The sequence below is a fragment of the Acidovorax sp. Root267 genome (assembly GCF_001429215.1).
In the GTDB taxonomy this organism is placed as follows: domain Bacteria; phylum Pseudomonadota; class Gammaproteobacteria; order Burkholderiales; family Burkholderiaceae_C; genus Acidovorax; species Acidovorax radicis.
The window spans coordinates 540,911-560,835 of record NZ_LMJC01000001.1; the positions used below are offsets into that span (position 1 = coordinate 540,911).

At 67.0% G+C, this 19,925-nt stretch carries 17 protein-coding genes; 12 read left to right on the plus strand and 5 right to left on the minus strand.

Going from position 1 to position 19,925, the window contains the following annotated elements:
• Positions 1-44 precede the first annotated feature (44 nt).
• On the plus strand, positions 45-293 hold the full coding sequence (locus ASE39_RS02330; protein WP_057270049.1) for a hypothetical protein: 249 nt from the start codon (positions 45-47) through the stop codon (positions 291-293).
• Between the two features lie 55 nt (positions 294-348).
• Here ASE39_RS02330 and lolD read toward each other — a convergent pair whose 3' ends face one another.
• The gene (gene lolD, locus ASE39_RS02335; protein ID WP_057270050.1) at positions 349-1,038 is read right to left on the minus strand and encodes a lipoprotein-releasing ABC transporter ATP-binding protein LolD; all 690 of its coding nucleotides are present in this window, start codon (positions 1,036-1,038) and stop codon (positions 349-351) included.
• Positions 1,031-2,284 carry a lipoprotein-releasing ABC transporter permease subunit gene (locus tag ASE39_RS02340; protein WP_057226554.1) on the minus strand — a complete coding sequence of 418 codons (1,254 nt, stop codon included), beginning with the start codon at positions 2,282-2,284 and terminating at the stop codon, positions 1,031-1,033. Before ASE39_RS02340 ends, lolD begins: the two co-directional genes overlap by 8 nt.
• A gap of 80 nt (positions 2,285-2,364) precedes the next feature.
• On the opposite strand from ASE39_RS02340, the gene ASE39_RS02345 reads away from it, so the two are divergent.
• Positions 2,365-3,321 (plus strand): hypothetical protein, encoded by a 957-nt coding sequence (locus ASE39_RS02345; RefSeq protein ID WP_057270051.1) that lies wholly within the window; start codon positions 2,365-2,367, stop codon positions 3,319-3,321.
• Entirely contained in the window at positions 3,318-5,042 is a 1,725-nt protein-coding gene (recJ, locus tag ASE39_RS02350) for a single-stranded-DNA-specific exonuclease RecJ (protein WP_057270052.1), read from the plus strand. The genes ASE39_RS02345 and recJ overlap by 4 nt, the downstream gene beginning before the upstream one ends.
• A 182-nt stretch (positions 5,043-5,224) precedes the next feature.
• On the opposite strand, the gene ASE39_RS02355 is transcribed toward recJ, so the two are convergent.
• The gene (locus tag ASE39_RS02355; RefSeq protein ID WP_057226547.1) at positions 5,225-5,449 is read right to left on the minus strand and encodes a 4-oxalocrotonate tautomerase family protein; all 225 of its coding nucleotides are present in this window, start codon (positions 5,447-5,449) and stop codon (positions 5,225-5,227) included.
• 164 nt (positions 5,450-5,613) lie between these two features.
• Positions 5,614-7,443: a methyl-accepting chemotaxis protein gene (locus ASE39_RS02360; RefSeq protein WP_057270053.1), complete on the minus strand. Its 1,830-nt coding sequence runs from the start codon at positions 7,441-7,443 to the stop codon at positions 5,614-5,616.
• Between the two features lie 286 nt (positions 7,444-7,729).
• Between ASE39_RS02360 and ASE39_RS02365 the strand changes: the two genes are divergently transcribed.
• Positions 7,730-8,599, plus strand: coding sequence for a 3',5'-nucleoside bisphosphate phosphatase (locus tag ASE39_RS02365; RefSeq protein WP_010463379.1), 870 nt, complete (start codon positions 7,730-7,732; stop codon positions 8,597-8,599).
• Between the two features lie 13 nt (positions 8,600-8,612).
• Positions 8,613-9,248, plus strand: coding sequence for an L-threonylcarbamoyladenylate synthase (locus ASE39_RS02370; protein ID WP_057270054.1), 636 nt, complete (start codon positions 8,613-8,615; stop codon positions 9,246-9,248).
• A 181-nt stretch (positions 9,249-9,429) separates the two neighbouring features.
• Here ASE39_RS02370 and ASE39_RS02375 read toward each other — a convergent pair whose 3' ends face one another.
• Complete coding sequence (locus tag ASE39_RS02375) at positions 9,430-10,632, minus strand: methyl-accepting chemotaxis protein (protein WP_010463374.1); 1,203 nt, start codon at positions 10,630-10,632, stop codon at positions 9,430-9,432.
• A gap of 520 nt (positions 10,633-11,152) precedes the next feature.
• On the opposite strand from ASE39_RS02375, the gene ASE39_RS02380 reads away from it, so the two are divergent.
• The 7 genes from ASE39_RS02380 to ASE39_RS02410 all read left to right on the plus strand — a co-directional run bounded on the left by ASE39_RS02380 (position 11,153) and on the right by ASE39_RS02410 (position 19,830).
• Complete coding sequence (locus ASE39_RS02380; protein WP_010463370.1) at positions 11,153-11,821, plus strand: site-2 protease family protein; 669 nt, start codon at positions 11,153-11,155, stop codon at positions 11,819-11,821.
• Positions 11,822-11,867: 46 nt separating this feature from the next.
• A complete protein-coding gene (locus ASE39_RS02385; protein WP_057270055.1) occupies positions 11,868-13,175 on the plus strand; it encodes a tryptophan--tRNA ligase in 1,308 nt (435 codons plus the stop codon).
• Between the two features lie 244 nt (positions 13,176-13,419).
• Positions 13,420-13,686, plus strand: a complete 267-nt coding sequence (locus tag ASE39_RS02390) for a hypothetical protein (RefSeq protein WP_010463366.1) — start codon at positions 13,420-13,422, stop codon at positions 13,684-13,686.
• 47 nt (positions 13,687-13,733) lie between these two features.
• Positions 13,734-14,759, plus strand: a complete 1,026-nt coding sequence (locus ASE39_RS02395; RefSeq protein WP_057270056.1) for a formylglycine-generating enzyme family protein — start codon at positions 13,734-13,736, stop codon at positions 14,757-14,759.
• A 95-nt stretch (positions 14,760-14,854) separates the two neighbouring features.
• Entirely contained in the window at positions 14,855-15,553 is a 699-nt protein-coding gene (locus ASE39_RS02400) for a response regulator transcription factor (protein WP_010463363.1), read from the plus strand.
• Positions 15,554-15,633: 80 nt separating this feature from the next.
• The gene (locus ASE39_RS02405) at positions 15,634-17,436 is read left to right on the plus strand and encodes a FecR domain-containing protein (protein ID WP_082615298.1); all 1,803 of its coding nucleotides are present in this window, start codon (positions 15,634-15,636) and stop codon (positions 17,434-17,436) included.
• Positions 17,437-17,478: 42 nt separating this feature from the next.
• A complete protein-coding gene (locus ASE39_RS02410; RefSeq protein ID WP_057270057.1) occupies positions 17,479-19,830 on the plus strand; it encodes a CHASE2 domain-containing protein in 2,352 nt (783 codons plus the stop codon).
• Positions 19,831-19,925: the final 95 nt, after the last annotated feature.

Sequence of the window (19,925 nt, forward strand, 5' to 3'; positions counted from 1 at the left end):
AGCAAGCATGTTCGTCAACACGACGTTCCAACCAGGAGACATCCATGCGTTCTTTGATCCGGGCTTGCGCCCTTGTGCTCGTCACCACGGCCGCCGGCACCGCCATGGCCCATAACTGCCCCAATGAAATGAAAGCCATCGACGCCAAGCTGGCCACCAACCCGAGCCTGACGGCGGACAACGCCGCCAAGGTCAAACAGCTGCGCGCCGACGGCGAAGCGCACCACAAGGCGGGCAAACACGACGATTCGATGAAATCCCTGGCCGAAGCCAAGAAGATTCTCGGCATCTGAGCCGCGCCCCGGCCCGCATCCCCGGGCGCAGCGGTGGCGCCAAGGGGGCGGTGCTCTAGCTCAACCGCCCCAGCACCAGCCGCACCACGCGGTCGCAGCGCGCGGCCAGCGACTCATCGTGCGTGACCATCACAAACGCCGTGCCCTGGTCACGCGCCAGTTGCAGCATCAGGTCAAACACCCCATCCGCCGTGCTGCGGTCGAGGTTGCCCGTGGGCTCGTCGGCCAGCACACAGGCGGGCCGCGTGACCAGCGCCCGCGCAATCGCCACGCGCTGGCGCTCGCCGCCCGACAGCTCGGCCGGCCGGTGCATCAGGCGGTCTTTCAAACCGACGGAGGTGAGCACCCGCTCGGCCTCGGCATGGCATTGCGCCAGCGGCAGGCGGCGAATGCGCAGCGGCATGGCCACGTTGTCCAGCGCGCTGAACTCGGGCAGCAAGTGGTGGAACTGGTAGATAAAACCCAGGTGCTGGTTGCGCAGCTGGCCCTGGCGCTCTGCCGACAGCGAGGACATCTCTTCGCCCTTGAGGCGCACGGTGCCTGCCGTGGGCGCATCCAGCCCGCCGAGCAGGTGCAGCAGCGTGCTTTTGCCCGAGCCCGACGCGCCGACGATGGCCAGCGTTTCCCCGGCATGGATTTGAAGGTCCACGCCTTTGAGCACCGTCACGTCGAGGCGGCCTTCGGTGAATCGCTTGGTGAGGCCCTTGGCCTCCAGTACCACCACTCCAACTTTCTGATCACTCATAACGCAGCGCCTCGGCAGGGTTCACACGGCTGGCGCGCCAGCTGGGGTACAGGGTGGCGACAAAGGCCAGCACGAGCGAGATGATGCCAATGGGCAGGATGTCGCTGCTTTGCGGCTCGCTGGGCATCTTGCTGATGAGGTAGATGTCCTTGGGCAGGAAGCTCGCGTTCAGCGCTTTCTCGATGGCGGGCACGATCACGTCGATGTTGAGCGCAATGCCAAGGCCCAGCAACAGGCCCACGGCTGTGCCGATCACGCCCACCATGGCGCCCTGCACCACAAAGATGCCCATGATGCTTTTGGGGCTCGCGCCCAGCGTGCGCAGGATGGCGATGTCGGCGCGTTTGTCGGTCACCGTCATCACCAGGGTAGAGACGAGGTTGAACGCGGCCACCGCCACGATGAGCGTGAGGATGATGAACATCATGCGTTTTTCGAGCTGCACAGCCGCAAACCAGGTGCGGTTTTGTTGGGTCCAGTCGCGGATCAGCAGTTGGCCGCTCAAGGACTGCGCCAATTGCTGGGCCACCTCGCGCGCCTGGTGCAGGTCCTTGAGCTTCAGGCGCACGCCGGTGGGGCCTTCGAGGCGGAAGATGCGCTGCGCGTCCTCGTGGTGCAGCAGCACCAGGGCCGAGTCGTATTCGTAGTGGCCCGAGTCGAAGGTGCCTGCCACCGTCATCTGCTTGAGCCGAGGCACTACCCCGGCGGGAGTGACCTGGCCTGCGGGCGCGATCAGGGTGACCACATCGCCAGCGCGCACGCCTAAAGCGCGGGCCAGCTCACCGCCCAGCACCACGCGAAACTCGCCGGGCACCAGCAGGTTGAGCGTTTTTTCGTTGGTGGCGGCCAGGTCCGTCACGGCGCCTTCCAGCGCCGGGTCGATGCCGCGCACCAGCGCGCCCTTCATGTCCTCGCCGCGCGCCAGCAGCGCCTGCGCCGCCACGAACGGCGCCGCGCCCACCACGTTGGGGTTCTGCTTGGCCTCGGCCAGCGTGCGCGCTGGGTCGGGCAGCGCCGCGCCCTGGGGCGCAAAAATCTCGATGTGCGAGACCACGCTGAGCATGCGGTCGCGCACTTCCTTCTGAAAGCCGTTCATCACCGACAACACGATGATGAGCGCCGCCACCCCGAGTGCGATGCCCAGCATGGACACGCCCGAGATGAACGAGATGAAGCCGTTGCGCCGCGTGGCGCGGCCCGCGCGCGTGTAGCGCCAGCCCAGGGCCAGTTCGTAAGGGATTTGCATGAATAAGGAAAGAAGGCACTGCAGGGTGCGGAATGCACGCCACAGGCCGGCCAGATTGTGGCATCCCGGACAATAGGCCCATGTCGGACACCACCCATTTGCTCATTCCCTACGCCGCCAGCGCCTCCCCGGGATGCCAGCAAGCCCTGCAGGAACTCGCCCTGCCCCACCTGGACCGGCTTTTGGCCCGGCTCCGCCCCTACCCCGGCCACAGTGAAAGCGGCGAGGAGACCAGCTTCTCTGCCCCCCACGAACGCGCCCTGGCCCGAGCGTTGAGCCTGCCCTTTGATGACGGCCGCATCCCCTGGGCTGCGTGGCACCGGCAACAGCAAGGCCTCTCCACCAACGGAGATGCCTGGGCGTTTGTCACCCCCTGCCAGTGGCAGGTCAGCACCGACCATGTCACGCTGCGCAACCCCGAGCACCTCTCGCTGGACGAGGCCGCATCGCGCGCGCTGCTGGCTATCGTGTCGCCCTGGTTTGCCGAAGACGGCATCACCCTGCACTATGACCAGCCCACGCGCTGGCTGGCCAGCGGCCCGCTGTTTGCCCAGCTTGCCACCGCCTCGCTGGAGCGCGTGCTGCAGCGCGACGTGCGCGCCTGGATGCCGGATGTGAAACAAGCCCGCACACTGCACCGCCTGCACAGCGAGATGCAGATGCTGCTGTACACCCACGCCTTCAATGACGAACGCTCGGCGCGCGGGCTGCCGGTGATCAATTCGTTCTGGGTGCATGGCACCGGCCCACTGCCTGCGCCCGCGCCCTCCGCCACCACTGCGCCGACGGTGCCGGCGACGTTGCGCGACGCGGCGTTGAACGAGGACTGGCGCACCTGGGCCGCCGCCTGGACTGCGCTGGACGCCGGCCCGGTGGCCGACCTGCTGCGCAAGGCCGAGGGCGGCGCGCCCGTGTTGCTGACACTGTGCGGCGAGCGCAATGCGCTGGCCTTCCACAGCGCGCCCCGCACGCTGGCCCAGCGTTTTCAAAGCATTTTCAGGCCCCAGCGCTTTACAGACATGCGCGAGAAGCTATGAAAATAGTAGCAAGAGACATTCCCCCCCGCGCCGCCTGGGCGCTGGAGCAGGCCGGTGTGCACCCGCTGCTGGCCCGCCTGTACGCCGCACGAGGCGTGCGCGCCAAGGACGAACTGGACGACGGCCTGGGCCGCCTGCTGCCCCCCAGCGGTGAAAAAGGTCTCAAAGGCATCGACACCGCCGCCCGCCTGCTGGCCGACGCGATGGCGCAGAACAAGCGCCTCGTCATCGTGGCCGACTACGACTGCGACGGCGCCACCGCCTGCGCCGTGGGCGTGCGCGGACTGCGGTTGCTGGGCGCGCAGCACGTGGACTACCTCGTGCCCGACCGCGTGACCGACGGCTACGGCCTCACCGCACCCATCGCCCGCCGCGTGGCCGAGCGCGGCGCCGATGTGCTCATCACCGTGGACAACGGCATCGCCAGCGTGGAGGGCGTGGCCGAGGCCAAGGCGCTGGGTTTGACCGTTGTGGTCACCGACCACCACCTGCCCGGCCCCGAGCTGCCTGTGGCCGATGCCATCGTCAACCCCAACCAGCCCGGCTGCACGTTCGAGAGCAAGTCCATAGCCGGGGTGGGCGTAATGTTTTATGTGCTGCTGGCGCTGCGGGCCGAACTGCGGGCGCGCGGAATCTTCGATGCGGCCACCCAACCCAAGCTCGACCCGCTGCTCACGCTCGTGGCGCTCGGCACCGTGGCCGACGTGGTCAAGCTCGACGCCAACAACCGCCGCCTGGTCGCCCAGGGCCTGAAACGCATCCGCGCAGGCCAGATGCCCGCCGGGGTGGCTGCGCTGTTCACCGCCGCCGGCCGCAAGGCGCCCGTGGCCACCACGTTCGACTTCGGCTTTGCGCTGGGCCCGCGCATCAACGCCGCAGGGCGCCTCGCCGACATGACGCTGGGCATCGAATGCCTGCTGACCGACGACGCGGGCCGCGCCGCCGAGCTGGCGGGCACGCTCGACGGCATCAACCGCGAGCGCCGCGAGATCGAGGGCGGCATGCGCGACCAGGCCATGCTGATGGCCGAAAGCCTGTTCCAGGAAGACGAAGAGCCGCCCCCGGCCATCAGCGTGTTCGACCCCGACTTTCACGAAGGCGTGGTGGGCATCGTGGCCAGCCGCATCAAGGACAAGCTGCACCGCCCCACCTTTGTCTTTGCGGCCAGCAGCGCACCAGGCAAGGAGCATGAGCTGAAAGGATCGGGCCGCTCCATCCCCGGCTTTCACCTGCGCGATGCGCTCGACCTGGTGGCCAAGCGCCACCCGGGCGTGTTGCTGAAGTTTGGTGGCCACGCCATGGCGGCGGGCTGCACGGTGGCCGAAGAAGCGTTCGAGGTGTTTGAGCGCGCTTTGGCCCAGGTGGCGCAGGAGTGGCTGGACGCCGCCACGCTCACCCGCCGCATCGAGACCGACGGCCCATTGGCCCCGGAATACTGCCGCGCCGACATGGTGGACACCCTGCACCACGAGGTCTGGGGCCAGGGCTTTGCGCCCCCCACCTTCAGCGAAGAAGTGCAGATCGTGAGCCAGCGCCTGGTGGGCGAATCCAAGAACCACCTGTCGATCAAGCTCATGCACCAGGGCAACCCGGTGGACGCCATCTGGTTCGGCCACACCGAGCAGCTACCCGCACGCGTGCTGCTGGCCTTCCGGCTCGATGTGAACGAGTGGAAGGGCGAGCGCAAGGTGCAGTTTCTGGTCGAGGGGGCTCAGATCTAGGAGTCTGTCGGACTTGGAGCGTCGAAGCGAAAATTGGCCCCAGCGAGGACAGTTTTTGCCGGATTTGCAGCCCCATAGCCGAGCTATGGGGCAAAAAGACGGTGGAAAATGGACCGCTGAGGTCAATTTGCAGCCGACGATTTCCAAGTCCGGCAGACTCCTAGGGCAAGGCCCCACCCCGCTCAGGCCTGCGCAGGGCCCTTGTTGCGCTGGCGGATCACCGTGACCGGCTCGCCGCCCTGGCCCCAGTTCTCCGGGTCCACTTCGTCGATGATGACAGTGACAGTTTCAGGGCGCTTGTCCAGCACCTGCTGCATGAGCTGGGTGACGCCCGCAATCAAGGCGGCTTTCTGGGCTGCCGTGGTGGGCAGGTCGCGGCGCGCAAGGCGGATGTTGACCAGGGGCATGGGCAGGTCCTTTCGTCATACACAAAAAACAAAACAAAAGGCAGCCGGGGCTGCCTTGGGGGCGTGGTGCAAAAAATTTTGAGGCTTTTTGGCCTCTAGCGCCGAATGGGAAAGCGCTATTAGCTATTATTTTTATAGCAAACCTTCACCACGCTCGGCGAACTTCAGAAGCTTTCCCAGTCGTCATCCCCGCCTTTGGCCACAGCCCGGGGTGCCGGTGCGGCGGGCGTGGCCGATGGTGCCGGCGCAGCGGCGGGCCGGCGGGCTGGGGAGGGGGCCGAAGACGCCAGCCGGGCCGTTACAGGGGCCTTGGGGGCCTGGGGAGCCTTGAGGGGCTGTGGCGCCTTGGCGGTTGCGGGTTTGTTGCCCAGGGCGGTCCTGGCCGCTGGCGCGGGCCGTGCTGCCGCCGCCGGTGCCGGGCGGGGCGCTGCCGGCGCGCGAACTGCCATCGCACCCACGTTGAACACCGCCACCACTTCGGCCAGCCGCTGGGCCTGGTCGCGCATCGAGGCTGCGGCGGCGGTGGACTCTTCCACCAGTGCCGCGTTCTGCTGCGTCATCTGGTCGAGGTGCGTCACGGCCTGGTTGACCTGGGCAATCCCGTCGCGCTGCTCGGAGGAGGATGCCGTGATTTCGCCGATGAGGTCGCTCACGCGCTGCACGCTGGCCACGATCTCGCCCATGGTCTGGCCCGCCTGCGCGACCTGGGCAGAGCCCGACTCGACGTTTTCGACCGAGGCACTGATCAGGTTCTTGATCTCCTTTGCGGCCTCGGCGCTGCGCCCGGCCAGGCTGCGCACCTCGCTGGCCACCACGGCAAAGCCCCGGCCCTGTTCGCCTGCTCGGGCGGCTTCCACGGCGGCGTTCAGCGCCAGGATGTTGGTCTGAAAGGCGATGCCATCGATCACGCCGATGATGTCGCTGATCTTGCGCGAGCTGTCGGTGATCTGCTGCATGCTGGTGACCACCTGGCCCACCACTTCGCCGCCGCGTGCCGCCGCCTGGGCCGCCGTGCCCGCGAGCTGGTTGGCCTGGCGTGCCGTGTCGGCCGACTGGCTCACCGTGGCCGTGAGTTCCTCCATGCTGGCGGCCGTTTCCTCCAGGTTCGAGGCGGTCTGCTCGGTGCGGGCCGACAGGTCATGGTTGCCGTTGGCGATCTGGATCGACGCCGACGAGACGGAATCCACACCCACCCGCACCTCGCTCACCACACCGCGCAAGCGGGTGGACATGGCCGACAGGGATCTCAGCATGTGGCCGAACTCGTCCTTGCGGGTGGATTGCAGCTCGCGCGTGAGGTCGCCAGCGGCGATGGCGTCGATGGTTTCCACCGCCTCGTCCAGTGGAACGGTGATGGAACGCACCAGCTTCCAGGCCAGCAGCAGCACCACCACAATCAGCACGGCCGACACCACCAGGCCCTGGATGGCATAGGCAACGCGCCGTTGCGTGGTCTCGGCCCGGATCTCGTCGCGGCGCTTTTGCAGCACGGCGACAAACTCGTCCTGTGCCTTGAGGTAGCGCCCGACCATGGGGGTGAGTTCGTTGTCCGCAAACTGCTGGGTGGCCACACCATCGCCCGCGCCCTTGAGCTCCCAGGTCTTGGCAGTGGCGGCCAGCACCAGCTTGCGTTCGGCCAGCACCTTGTCGAGCGCCGCTTTTTCATCGGGCGCCGTGGCACCGGCCACGATCCCCTCTTGAATCTTGTTGATGCCGCCAATGATCTCCTTGACCTTGGCATCGTACTGCTGGGCCAGCACCGCGTCGGTGGTGACGGCACCGCCCATCACCATGTTCACGGCGGTCTCGGTGGCACCCCGCCAGCGTATGGCGGCAGAAATGCGCTCTTCGATCTCGATGACCCGGTCCATCGCGCTCGACATGGAGCTGTTAGCCCGGTACTGCTGGAACCCGGAGATCAGGAGCATGGCCAGCATCAGCAGGATGAACGCACCCCACAGCTTGCGCGCTACGCGGATATTGTCGATTTGCATGGTTCGTCTTTCCTCGTAAACCTGGAAATGGGAGTTTGCGGCCATCACGCCGCCCGCAACACCCGATTGCATCAACAGCAGACCATAGCCTACGTCAGCCCGGACCCCGCCCCGGCCCATTGCCACCCTGTTCTCCCCGGGAAAAACCCGCACCCTGGGCGCCAAAGGTGACAGGTCAGCCCAACCCGGGGCAGCGGCACCATGCCAGGTCTGCGAGAACCCGCCCACGACAGCCCAGGGGTCGCGCAGTGGCGCGCATTTTCGGTACAAGCCCTAAAATGGCACGGTGACACCCATACTGAACGCCGACCTGCATTGCCATTCCGTGGTATCCGACGGAACCCTGACCCCGGAAGACCTGGCCGCCCGGGCGAGGGCCAACGGGGTCGAGTTGTGGGCGCTCACCGACCATGACGAAATCAGCGGCCAGCACCGTGCCGCTGCCGCTGCCCACGCACAGGGCATGGCCTATCTCACAGGCACCGAAATCTCGGTCACGTTTGCCGACACCACCGTCCACATCGTGGGCCTGGGGTTCGACCCCGACAACACCCAGCTGGCCCAGGGCCTGGCCGCCACGCGCGGCGGGCGCGGCGAACGCGCCAAAGACATGGCCGAACAGCTGGCCCAGGTGGGCATTCCCGGTGCCTACGAGGGCGCGCTGCAGTTCGTGGGCAACCCGGCACTGATCTCGCGCACCCATTTCGCGCGCTTCCTGGTGGAGACCGGAGTCTGCAGGGACACGTCCGAGGTGTTTCGCAAGTACCTCATCGAGGGAAAACCGGGCTACGTGCCACACCGCTGGGCGTCCCTGGGCGATGCCGTGCGCTGGATCACCGAGGCAGGTGGCATGGCCATCATTGCCCACCCGGCGCGCTACAAGTTCAGTGCCAACGAAGAATTTGCGCTGTTTTCCGAGTTCAAGGCGCACGGCGGGCGGGGGGTGGAGGTCGTCACCGGCAGCCACAGCGCGGCCGAATATGTCACCTATGCCGCAATGGCGCAGGAATTTGGCCTGGCTGCGTCGCGCGGCAGCGACTTCCACAGCCCGGACGAGTCCCACACCGACCTGGGGACCTTGCCGCTGCTGCCCGGCCAGCTTACCCCGGTCTGGGAGCTGCTCGCTGAACGCATTCGGCACCCCGCTGCCGTTTGAGACGCACTATTTCATGGCCCAGTATTTCGAAGTTCACCCCGACAACCCCCAGCCGCGCCTGCTCAAGCAGGGCGCCATGTTGCTGCAAAAGGGCGGCATCCTGGCCGTGCCCACCGATTCCAGCTATGCGCTGGTCTGCCACCTGGACGACAAGGATGCCGTTGATCGCATGCGCCGCATCCGCCAGGTGGATGACAAGCACCACCTCACCCTGTTGTGCCGTGACCTGTCGGAGCTGGCCAACTATGCCCGCGTGGACAACCGCCAGTACCGCCTGCTCAAGCTCGGTACGCCTGGCCCCTACACCTTCATCCTCGAAGCGACCAAGGAAGTTCCACGCCGCGTGAGCCACCCTTCGCGCAAGACCATCGGCCTGCGCGTGCCCGACCGCAAGGGCCTGCAACTGCTGCTGGAGCTGCACAGCGCCCCCCTGCTGGCCACCACGCTGATCCCGGCCGGCGAGACCGAGCCCCTGAACGACCCGCAGGAAATCCGCGAACGCTACGAAAAGCTGGTGGATGCCGTCGTGGATGCGGGCGCCTGCCCGCTGGAACCCACCACCGTGGTGGACCTGACCCCCATGGGCACCGGAGGCGACCCCGAAGTGGTGCGCGAAGGCCGGGGCAGCTTGAAGGCTTTGGGGTTGTAAAGCTGAAATCCCGTGACCCGCCCTGCACCCGCGCAGAGCGGTCTTGAGGGTCAGAAAAAGCGCCTTTCAGGCTACCGCACCCAAAACTGTCGCTGCCAAAGACCAGCGCCACCGTGAACTGGCTCCGCCAGGCCACCGGTGGCGTCCCCCTGAGGGGGAAGCGGCGCAGCCGCTCAGGGGGCTACAACTTGAACGCACCCACGGCCTGCTCCAGGTCGCGCGCCTGGGCCGTGAGCGACGTCGCGGTGGAAACCGCGTTCTGCACCAGCGCAGCCGTCTCCTGGGTGGTGCCATCCATGTGCGACACCGCCACGTTCACATGGCTGATGGCATCGCTCTGTTCGCGCAGGGCGATGGAGATTTCACCCAGCAGCGCACTGACCTGGCCCACGGCCGTCACGATCTCTTCCATGGTCTTGCCAGCCTTGCCCACCTGGCCAGCGCCGTTTTCCACCTGCTCGACCGACGCGCTGATCAGCGCCTTGATCTCGCGCGCTGCCACGGCGCTGCGCTGGGCCAGGTTGCGCACCTCACTGGCCACCACGGCAAAGCCCCGGCCCTGCTCGCCTGCCCGGGCGGCTTCCACGGCGGCGTTCAGCGCCAGGATGTTGGTCTGGAAGGCGATGCCTTCGATGACTTGAATGATGTCCACGATCTTGCGGGAGCTGCCACTGATGGCTTGCATGGTCTGCACCACCTCGCCCACCACCAGGCCACCGTGCTCGGCGATGGCGGAAGCCTTGACGGCCAGGCCGCTGGCGGAATGCGCACGCTCTGCGTTCTGGCGCACGGTGGCCGTCAGCTGCTCCATGCTGGCGGCAGTTTCGGTGAGTGAAGACACCTGGTCCTCGGCGCGGCGCGAAAGGTCGGTATTGCCATGGTCGATGTCCACGGCCGAGGCGCTGATCGCGTCCGCATCCTGCTTGATGCGGGAGACCAGGTCGGTCAACGTGTCTTCCATCGTGCCCAACGCCCCCAGCAGCCGGCCGAAATCGCCCTGCAGCTCGGTGCTGAACTCCTGGCTCAGGTCGCCCGAGGCCACGGTCTCCGCAATCAGGATGGCCTGGTTGAGCGGGCTCACGATGCTGCCGCGCAGGCCCATGAACCCCAGCAGCGAGAGCGCGATCACGGCCACACCGCCACCCACGATCCACCAGCGGGCGCTTTGCAGGTGCTCCTGTGCTGCCTGCGAAGCACGCTGCTGGCCTTCGCCCGCCGTGGCAGCGGCGCCTGTGCCTGCAGTGGACGACAGGGCACCCCGGTAGACATCCTCCGCCCGCGATATCCGAGAAAGCCCCATGCCCATGAGCACCGCCACGATGAGCGCAATGCCGCCAAACACCAGCAACAGGCGGGTTCCGATTTTGAATTGTTCAAATGGCACGGGATGGGTCTCCAGAAGCGTGACGTGACAAGAAGAGGCGCGGGTGGGGCAACGGGAGCGCAGCCGCAGTGCTGCAATTCGTAACCGTATGCGACATGCTATCAATGATTGGAAATGGGGACTAGCGGTTCGGACCCGGGGGCACGCGCCATGGCACCCGTGCGAGACGCATCCCCTTCGCCCCTTCAATGCCCATGAGGTGCCAGCGCATCAACCATACCGCTTTCAGCTATCTTTATGAGAGCATTTCGGATGCCGCATCCCGCGTTCGGTGCAGGCTGTGTTTGCCGTTGTGCTTGCCGGTGTACAGGGCCTCATCGGCCTGTTGGAGCAGTTGCTGCGCATCACATGCACCAGGCGGCCACCAATGGCTTCAGGATCGCTGCGCGTGTGTGCCAAGAAATCCATCGGGATGACGAAATGTCTTCTGCTTGCCGAGGGGGGGGGGTAGCGACATTCCGTGAAGGCGAGGGCAGCGCCGTGGAAGGCCGCCATGCGCTCCGTCTGAGACAATCGACCGGTGGACATCTCCAATCTCATCCAAACCGTTCTGATCTACGCCCTGCCGGTGTTGTTTGCCATTACCGTGCACGAGGCAGCCCATGGCTACGCCGCGCGCCACTTTGGTGACAACACCGCGTACATGATGGGCCGGATCACCCTCAACCCGATCAAGCACATCGACCCGGTCGGCACCATCCTGATGCCGCTGCTGCTGTACTTTGCGACCTCGGGCGCCTTCCTGTTTGGCTATGCCAAGCCCGTGCCGGTCAACTTCGGCAACCTGCGCAACCCCAAGAAACACATGGTGTGGGTGGCGCTGGCAGGGCCGGCGTCCAATTTCATCCAGGCCATTTTGTGGGCTGTGGTGCTGGTCTCGCTGGTGGGCTTTGGGGTGGACGAGCGCTTTTTCATCGAGATGGCGCGCGCAGGCGTGCTGGTCAACCTCGTGATGTGGGCGTTCAACCTGTTTCCGCTGCCTCCGCTCGACGGCGGGCGCATCCTGGTGGGACTGCTGCCCTGGAAGCAGGCGCACATGGTGTCCCGCATCGAGCCCTGGGGCTTCTTCATCGTGATGGGGTTGGTGATCGCCGGGGTGGTGGGCACACTGTGGCTGCGTCCCCTCATGGCCCTGGGCTACGGCGCCATCAATTTGCTGCTCACCCCGCTGACTGCCCTCCTGCGCTGACTCTCCTTCTCTCTCTTTCTCTCATTTCCCTGCAGACACCGTTCCCATGAGCACCACGCGCTTTCTCACCGGCATCACCACCACGGGCACGCCCCACCTGGGCAACTTCGTGGGCTCCATCCGCCCCTCGGTGGCGGCCAGCCTCACGCCCGATGTGCAGAGCTTCTACTTCCTGGCCGACTACCACGCGCTGATCAAGTGCGAGGACCCGGCACGCATTCAGCGCTCCACGCTGGAGATCGCGGCGAGCTGGCTGGCCGCAGGGCTGAACCCCGAGAAGGTCACGTTCTACCGCCAGTCCGACATCCCCGAAATCCCCGAGCTGACCTGGCTGCTGACCTGCGTGACCGGCAAGGGCGTGCTCAACCGCGCCCACGCCTACAAGGCCAGCGTGGACAAGAACACCGCCGCCGGGCGCGAGCAGGACGACGGCGTGACGGCCGGCCTGTTCATGTACCCGGTGCTGATGGGCGCAGACATTTTGATGTTCAAGGCCCACAAGGTGCCCGTGGGCCGCGACCAGATCCAGCACATCGAGATGGCACGCGACATGGCTGCGAGCTTCAACCACCTGTATGGCGAGCACTTCGTGCTGCCCGAAGCCGCCATCGACGACCACGTGGCCACCCTGCCGGGGCTGGACGGCCGCAAGATGAGCAAGAGCTACGACAACACAATCCCGCTGTTCAGCTCGCGCGATCAGCTCAAGAAGCTGATCGGCGGCATCCTGACCGACTCGCGCGCGCCCGGCGAGCCCAAGGACACCGAGGGATCGGCGCTGTTCCAGATCTACCAGGCATTTGCCACGCCTGAAGAGACCGAGGCGCTGCGCAAGGCCTATGCCGACGGCATTGCCTGGGGTGATGCGAAGAACACGCTGTTCGAACGTGTGGACCAGGTGATCGCCCCCATGCGCGCGCAGTACGAAGAACTCATCCACAACCCCGCCCGCATCGAGCAGACGCTGCTGGCCGGCGCCGAACGCGCCCGTGCGCTGGCCACGCCGTTCATCCGCGAGCTGCGCGCCGCCGTGGGCCTGCGCAGCCTGGCCCAGACCACTGCGGCAGCCAAGCCCGCCAAGGCCGCGAAGGCCGCACTGCCCTCGTTCAAGCAGTACCGCGAAGCCGACGGCAAGTTCTACTTCAAGCTCGTGGATGCCGATGGCCGCCTGCTGCTGCAGAGCACTGGCTTCGACGCCCCCAAGGAAGCGGGCCAGGCGATTGCGCGGCTGCAAAAGGAGCCCGGCGCGCAGCAGGCACTGGCGCCGCACCTGTCCCCGGTGGATGGCGTGGCCGACGCCGACGTGGCGGCCGCGTTGCAGGCACTGGCCGAAGCAGCGGCCGCCGCTGCGTAGACCACCGCCGCGCGCGCGGCACGAGATCACGGTCCGCAAACGGCGGGATACTCATTTTTTAATAGCATTCAGCGCTTGATAGACAAGCGCAAGACGCCAAAAGAACTCGCAATCTGACGCCCGTGCATCCGTGCGGGGCCCTCCCAGGGTGCGCCAGAACAAAGAGTGTGGCGTCCGCGCACTGCGCCTACGCGGCAAAGCCGGCCATGTGCGTAAACTGGCCGCTCTGTTCTTGGAGATCCCCATGAAACTGCCAGTTGCCATCCTCTCCGTGCTTGCCGTGTTGGCGGGCTGCAACGCCACCGCCCCTCACCACCACCCCTCGGGGCCCATGGCATCGGGCCGCGACCGCACTTTCAGCGTACCCGTCTACGGGAACGACACGTCTCCCGCCTATGCGGCAGCCACACGCGAATGCCAGCCGCTGGCGCTGTTTCCCAAACTACTGCGCAACGATGGCTCGCGCCTGATTTTTGAATGCGTGAGCGAAGCCCCCGACCGCCAACCCTGACCCACGGCGTGGCCTGGTCTCAGCGGCGCCCCCCCGGGGCGCATGGCATGGCCCTGGCGGCGGTGCTTGCCTGCGCCTGCGCCCATGCCGGGTCTGAAAAAAACGCCGCGCCCGCCAGCTGGACCAACAGCCTGGGCATGGTCTTCCAGCAAGTTCCGGCCGGCAGCTTCACGATGGGTGGCGTGGAGCCGCCAGACGTCCTGGCACGCGACTATCCCGCGCTGGAGCCCAGGCGCTTCACCGATCTGGCCGATGAAGGCCCGGCGCACACGGTGCGCATCCGCCAGGCGTTCTACCTGGGCCGGCACGAGGTCACCGTGGGGCAGTTCCAGCGCTTTATCAAGGCCTCGGGCTACCAGCCCGAATCGGAAGCCGATGGCACAGGCGGCTATGGCTACAACGCCCAGTACGACCCCGCCACCACGCGGCGCGGCGATGCTTTTGAGGGCCGAGACCCCCGCTATTCGTGGCGCAACCCGGGTTTTGCACAAGGGCCAGACCATCCGGTGGTCAACATCACCTGGAACGACGCCCAGGCCCTGGCCCGATGGCTGAGCCGTACCGAAGGCCACCACTACCGCCTGCCCACCGAGGCTGAATGGGAATACGCCTGCCGCGCAGGCACCCGCACCCGCTACCCCCATGGCGATGACCCGCAGGGCCTGCTGCAAAGCGCCAACACCTTCGACCAGGAGGCCGCACCCCTGTGGCCCCGCTGGCAGCAGCACGCCTTGGCCGGCAGCGACGGCCATGCGTTCACCGCACCCGTGGGCAGCTATGCACCCAATGCCTTTGGCCTGCACGACATGCTGGGCAATGCCTGGGAATGGGTGTCGGACTGGCACGGGGACACCTACTATGCGCACTCCCCGCGCAGCGACCCGAAGGGCCCTGCAGACGGCACCGTGCGCGTGCGCCGTGGAGGCTCCTGGCACACCTGGTCGTTCTATGCGCGTTGCGGCTACCGCAACTGGAACAGCCCGGAGACACGCTACACCCTGGTTGGCATGCGGCTGGTGCGGGAAATCGCGCCCACGCCCCGCCCCCCGTCCCGGGGCGCCCCCAAGCGTTAACAAATGTCAATCAGCTGCGGGGGCGTCGGAGCGTTCCAGCGCGGTCGACGGTTATCGCAAATAATCCGCGATTGCATTTTCGACAGGGAAACACCATGCGCATAGCCGCTTTGGACGACGATGCGCTCCAGCTGGATCTGATCAAACAGGCCACGGAGGCAATGGGCCACGTCTGCCACACACACCTCAATGGAGCCGACTTGCTGCGCGAGATGCGCCGCGAGACCTTTGACCTGCTGATCGTGGACTGGCACCTGCCAGACACCACAGGGCCCGAAGTGGTGCGCTGGGTGCGCAAGAACGTGGGCACCCAATTGCCCATCCTGTTCGTCACACACCGCCAGGAGGAGCGCGACATCGTCGAAGGCCTGGGCAGTGGCGCGGACGACTTCATGGTCAAGCCGGTGCGCATTGGCGAGCTCAATGCCCGCGTCTCGGCCCTGCTGCGCCGTGCCTACCCGGCCAACGTGGGCGGCGTGGTGGAGTTCGGGCGCTACCGCTTCCTGTCCGAAACCCGGTCCATCGAAATTGACGGCGTGCCCGTGGAGCTGAAGAACCGCGAGTACGATCTCGCCCTGTTTCTGTTTCAGAACATGGGCCGGCTGCTGTCGCGCGACCACCTCAAGGACATTGTCTGGGGCCAGGTGGCGGATGTCATGTCGCGCTCGCTGGACACCCACATCTCGCGCTTGCGCACCCTGCTGGACCTGCGGCCCGCCAACGGTTTCATTGTCTCGGCGGTCTACGGTGTGGGTTACCGTTTTGAAGCTGTCGAGGCCCAGCGAAGGGCCTGACCCCCCACTACCAGCTGCGGCATCCTCAGGGGATTCCGTGGCCAGCCCGCCTGCACTGATCGGCACGAAGGAGATTTCACTTGGCAACCAAAACCGGCCGCCCCCGCTGGGCCCTGCGCGCCAGCGCGGCACTCACCCTGGGTTTTCTCGGTAGCCTGGCGAGCACCTGCGCCCAGGCCCGCCCCGCCGCTGCCACCACGCCACAAGGCGATGAAATTGCCCACACCGTGCAGGAGGGGGACACCCTCGAAGGCCTGGCCAAGGCCTATCTGGCAGCACCCCGGCAATGGCCGCTGCTGCAGGCCCGCAACAAGGTGGCCGACCCCCGGCGCCTGGTGCCGGGCTCGGTGGTGTGGATTCCGGTGCGCCTGCAGCCCGCCGAATCGGCCACGGTGGAGTTCGTGCACGGCACGGTCACCGCACAAACCCGCGCTGGCGACACCCCGGCGCCCGTCGCCCAGGGCGGCAAGCTTGAAGAGGGTACCGCGCTGCAGGTGGGGCCAGACGCCTTCGTCGCCGTCAAGCTGGCCGATGGCACCGTGGTGCGGGTGCAGGCGCAGTCCGAGCTGCTGCTGCGGCAACTGCGTCGCAGGGGGCGCGCGGGCAGCCTGCAATCGGTGCTGGAGATGCGCAGCGGTGCGGTGGAATCCAGCGTTCCACCCAATGCCGAGGCTTTTCGCCGCTTCGAGCTGCGCACCCCCCTCGCCGTGACCAGTGTGCGCGGCACCCGCTTCGGCGTGGCGATGGGAGAATCGGGCCAGACCACCGCGTCGGTGCTCAGTGGTTCGGTGGCCGTTCAGTCCCGCCAGCCGGAAACTACGGGCCAATCCTCCCATTCCTCCGCAGCGGCCGCCGCGATGCTGGCCCCGGGACAAGGGCTGGCCGTGGCGGCCGATGGCAGCGTGGGCGCGCCGCGCCCGCTGCTGGCGGCACCCGACACATCAGGCGTCCCTGCCATGCTCAGCGATGCGGGCATCCTGGCCATTAACGTACCACCGCTGCCGGGCGCTGCGCGCTACCAGGCCCAGGTGGCGCAGGATGCGGACTTCACCCAGGTGCTGCGCCACGGCAGTTTTGCCGATGGCCAGCTGCGCTGGAAAGCCGTGGAAGATGGACGCTACTACCTGTCGGTACGCGCCCTCGATGACGCAGGCATCCCCGGCGTACCCGCCCTGCTGCCTTTTGTGGTCAAGACGCGCCCCGTGGCCCCGCTGTACCAGCAACCCGCGCCCGGCGCGGTGGTGGCCAGCGGCGCGGGCGAACTGCGGTGCACCCAGGTGCCTGGTGTGGCCTGGTACCGCCTGCAGGTGGCCCGCGATGCGCAGTTCACCCAGCCTGTGCTGGACGAACAACGCCTCACCGAATGCCGCCTGCCTCTGAGCACCCTGCCCGTGGGCAACTATTTCTGGCGTGCGGCCAGCCTGCTGCAACTGCCTCATGGCCCAGCGAATCCAGGGAGGCCGGCCGACCCGGGTGGCACGGCAGGCCAGGTCGACCAAGGGCCGTTTGCCCCGCCCCAGCCCTTCACGGTGGCAGACCGCCCCGCCACACTGTCTCCCCAGTCGTTGCAGGCGCAGGATGGCGACACCACGGTGCGGGTGCACTGGCCCGCGCAGCCCGGCCAGCGGTTCCGCCTGCAACTGGCCCCAGCCAACGATCTGGCATTTGACAAGGTGGTGCTCGACACCCAGCTCGACGCCCCTGCATGGACCGCCGGCAACCTGCCTGCGGGCGACTACCTGGTGCGCATCCAGGTGCTGGACCCCACGGGCCTGCAAAGCGACTTCTCGCCACCGCGCCAGATCCGGGTCGGCTCGGGCATCAGCACGGGTTCGGGACTGCCGGTCTCCACCTCGAGCGGCCAGCCCGTGGGACGCCCTTGAGGCGCGCACACAGCGTTGCCTGGGCACGGAGGTTCTAAGCCCATGATCACCGCCGGACGCACCCGGGGCCAGCAGCGGCGCCTGGAATGGAGCCTGCTGGCCGCCGCCCTGCTGGGGCTGGTGGCCTGGCTCAGCACCGCCGACAGCCTGAGCCGGGTCAACCACCTCGTGCAGGACGCAGGCCTGCGCTTGCTCTCACGCCCCGCGCACCCCGACATCGTCATCGTTGCCATCGACGACCCCAGCATCGCAGCCATTGGCCGCTGGCCCTGGCGCCGCGCGCTGCACGCGGAGCTGATCACGCGCGTGTCGGCGCAGCAGCCCCGCGCCATCGGCATGGACGTGCTGTTCAACGAAGAAGACCTGGACTACCCCGAGGACGACGTGCTGCTGGCCGACGCCATGCGACGCAGCGGGCGGGTGGTGCTGCCAGTGCTGCGGCGCGGCCATGGCCCGGCTGCCCACCTGGCCGACCTGCCCTGGACCGCATTTGCAGATGCCGCAGCCGGCCTGGGCCATGTCCACGTGGTTCCCGACAACGACGGCGTGGTGCGCAGCCTGTACCTGCAGGAAGGGCCCGCCGCTGCACCCTGGCAGCACTTCAGCATGGCACTGCAGTGCGTGGCCACGTCCGCACCGCTCACCCCCGCCACGTTGCCGCAGTGCAACGCCGCGCGCGCTGCGGCGGTTGCCGACGGCGCAGCCACACAGCCTCCAGGCAGTGGCCCCTGGGAACGCGCTGACCGCACGCTGATTGCGTATGCCGGTGGTCCCGGCCACTTCACCACCTATTCCTACATCGACGTGCTTCGCGGCCAGGTGCCTGCACAGGCGTTTCGCGGCAAATACGTGCTCGTGGGTGCTGCGGCCTCGGGCCTGGGCGACATGTTTGCCACGCCCATGAGCCAGCAATCGCGACTGATGCCTGGCGTGGAGGTGGTGGCCCAGGTGCTGGACGGCCGCCTGTCGGGTGTGCGGATCCAGCCTGCCGCCACGGCTCTCAACACCCTGTTCAACCTGGCCCCCGTGGTGTGTGCACTGCTGGCCCTGCTGTTGCTGGGGCCCTTCGTGGCCCTGCTCACCAGCGCGGCGCTGGGCGTGGCCACCCTGCTGCTCAGCGTGGTCCTTCCTTCGTGGATAGGCCTGCAGTTCGCGCCCGCTGCAGCGCTGACCGGGCTGGTGCTGGCCTATCCGCTGTGGAGCTGGCGACGCCTGAGCGCCGCCGCGCACTTTCTGCGGCTGGAGATGGAGCGTCTGCAGCGCGACGGCCTGTCGATGCGGCTGCAGCACCGCCCCGGCGATTCCGGCGACTTCCTGGAAAAGCGCATCAATGCCGTGGAACGCGCATCGCGCCAGCTGCGCGACCTGCACCACTTCGTGAGCGAAAGCCTGCAGCAGCTGCCCTCCCCCACCATCGTCTGCGACCCGCAGGGGCACATCCTGCTCACCAACATGGCGGCACGCCGCCACGTGGGCGGAGACCCCCAGGTGCCGCTGCAGGGGCAGTCGGTGGTCGAACTTCTGCATGACCTGGTGCACACCGGCACCGGCCAACCCCTCATCACCCTGGACAAGCTGCGCGGCCACCACATGCCCGAACAAAGCGAGGGGCGCGATGCCCAAGGCCGCAGCCTGCTGGTGCAGTGCAAGCCCTTCACCGACCTGGCCAAGGCTGGCTGGCTGCTGACCCTGGTAGACCTGACGGACATGCGGCGCGCCCAGCAGCAGCGTGACCAGGCGATGAACTTCATCTCACACGACATCCGGGCGCCCAACGCCTCCATCCTCACGCTGCTGGAGATGCAGCGCGCCTACCCCGGCCGCATGCCGGACGATGAGCTGATGCTGCGCATAGAGCGTTATGCGCGCACGTCCCTGGGCATGGCCGAGAACTTCGTCAAGCTCGCCAGCGCCGAGTCGCAGGAATACCGCATGGCGCCCCTGGACCTGGTGGCCGTGCTGGCCGAAACCGTGGACGACATCTGGGCCCTGGCCCGCGACCGGGGTGTGGAGGTGACCATTGCCACGGCGCCGGAAACCGCCCCCACCGTGGGCGACCGCGCCCTGTTGTGCCGCGCGCTGGCCAACGTGCTGAACAACGCCGTCAAGTTCAGCCCCGAAGAAGGCATCGTGCAGTGCTCCATCGTGCAGCGAGGGGAGCACTGGATCGTGTCGGTGCGCGATGAAGGCCCCGGCATCGCACCGGAACTGCAGGGCCAGCTGTTCGCACCGTTCCAGCGGCTGCATGACCGCAGCCACCCCGCCATCGGCGGCGTGGGCCTGGGGCTGGCCCTGGTGCACACCGTGATCCACCGGCACGGCGGAACGCTGGAGGTGGACAGCGATGTGGGACGGGGGGCGGAGTTCAGGCTGGTATTGCCGCTGGGCACTTGACTGCCGCAGGCAAGACTATCGCAGGGCTGGCAGATTGCTATAAATTCAATAGCCATCAATCCAACACTAAAAAGCGCTAGCGGCTATTTTTAATT

What these genes read in the sequence shown, in the direction of transcription:
- ASE39_RS02355 (WP_057226547.1), bottom strand. Translation starts at nt 5,449, where the DNA reads ATGCCCCTGGTCAACATCCGCCTTGCGCGCCGCGACCTGCCCACCACG.
- ASE39_RS02385 (WP_057270055.1), top strand. Translation starts at nt 11,868, where the DNA reads ATGAGCACCACGCGCTTTCTCACCGGCATCACCACCACGGGCACGCCC.
- ASE39_RS02340 (WP_057226554.1), bottom strand. Translation starts at nt 2,284, where the DNA reads ATGCAAATCCCTTACGAACTGGCCCTGGGCTGGCGCTACACGCGCGCG.
- ASE39_RS02370 (WP_057270054.1), top strand. Translation starts at nt 8,613, where the DNA reads ATGGCCCAGTATTTCGAAGTTCACCCCGACAACCCCCAGCCGCGCCTG.
- ASE39_RS02330 (WP_057270049.1), top strand. Translation starts at nt 45, where the DNA reads ATGCGTTCTTTGATCCGGGCTTGCGCCCTTGTGCTCGTCACCACGGCC.
- ASE39_RS02395 (WP_057270056.1), top strand. Translation starts at nt 13,734, where the DNA reads ATGGCCCTGGCGGCGGTGCTTGCCTGCGCCTGCGCCCATGCCGGGTCT.
- ASE39_RS02360 (WP_057270053.1), bottom strand. Translation starts at nt 7,443, where the DNA reads ATGCAAATCGACAATATCCGCGTAGCGCGCAAGCTGTGGGGTGCGTTC.
- ASE39_RS02400 (WP_010463363.1), top strand. Translation starts at nt 14,855, where the DNA reads ATGCGCATAGCCGCTTTGGACGACGATGCGCTCCAGCTGGATCTGATC.
- ASE39_RS02410 (WP_057270057.1), top strand. Translation starts at nt 17,479, where the DNA reads ATGATCACCGCCGGACGCACCCGGGGCCAGCAGCGGCGCCTGGAATGG.
- recJ (WP_057270052.1), top strand. Translation starts at nt 3,318, where the DNA reads ATGAAAATAGTAGCAAGAGACATTCCCCCCCGCGCCGCCTGGGCGCTG.
- ASE39_RS02345 (WP_057270051.1), top strand. Translation starts at nt 2,365, where the DNA reads ATGTCGGACACCACCCATTTGCTCATTCCCTACGCCGCCAGCGCCTCC.
- lolD (WP_057270050.1), bottom strand. Translation starts at nt 1,038, where the DNA reads ATGAGTGATCAGAAAGTTGGAGTGGTGGTACTGGAGGCCAAGGGCCTC.
- ASE39_RS02390 (WP_010463366.1), top strand. Translation starts at nt 13,420, where the DNA reads ATGAAACTGCCAGTTGCCATCCTCTCCGTGCTTGCCGTGTTGGCGGGC.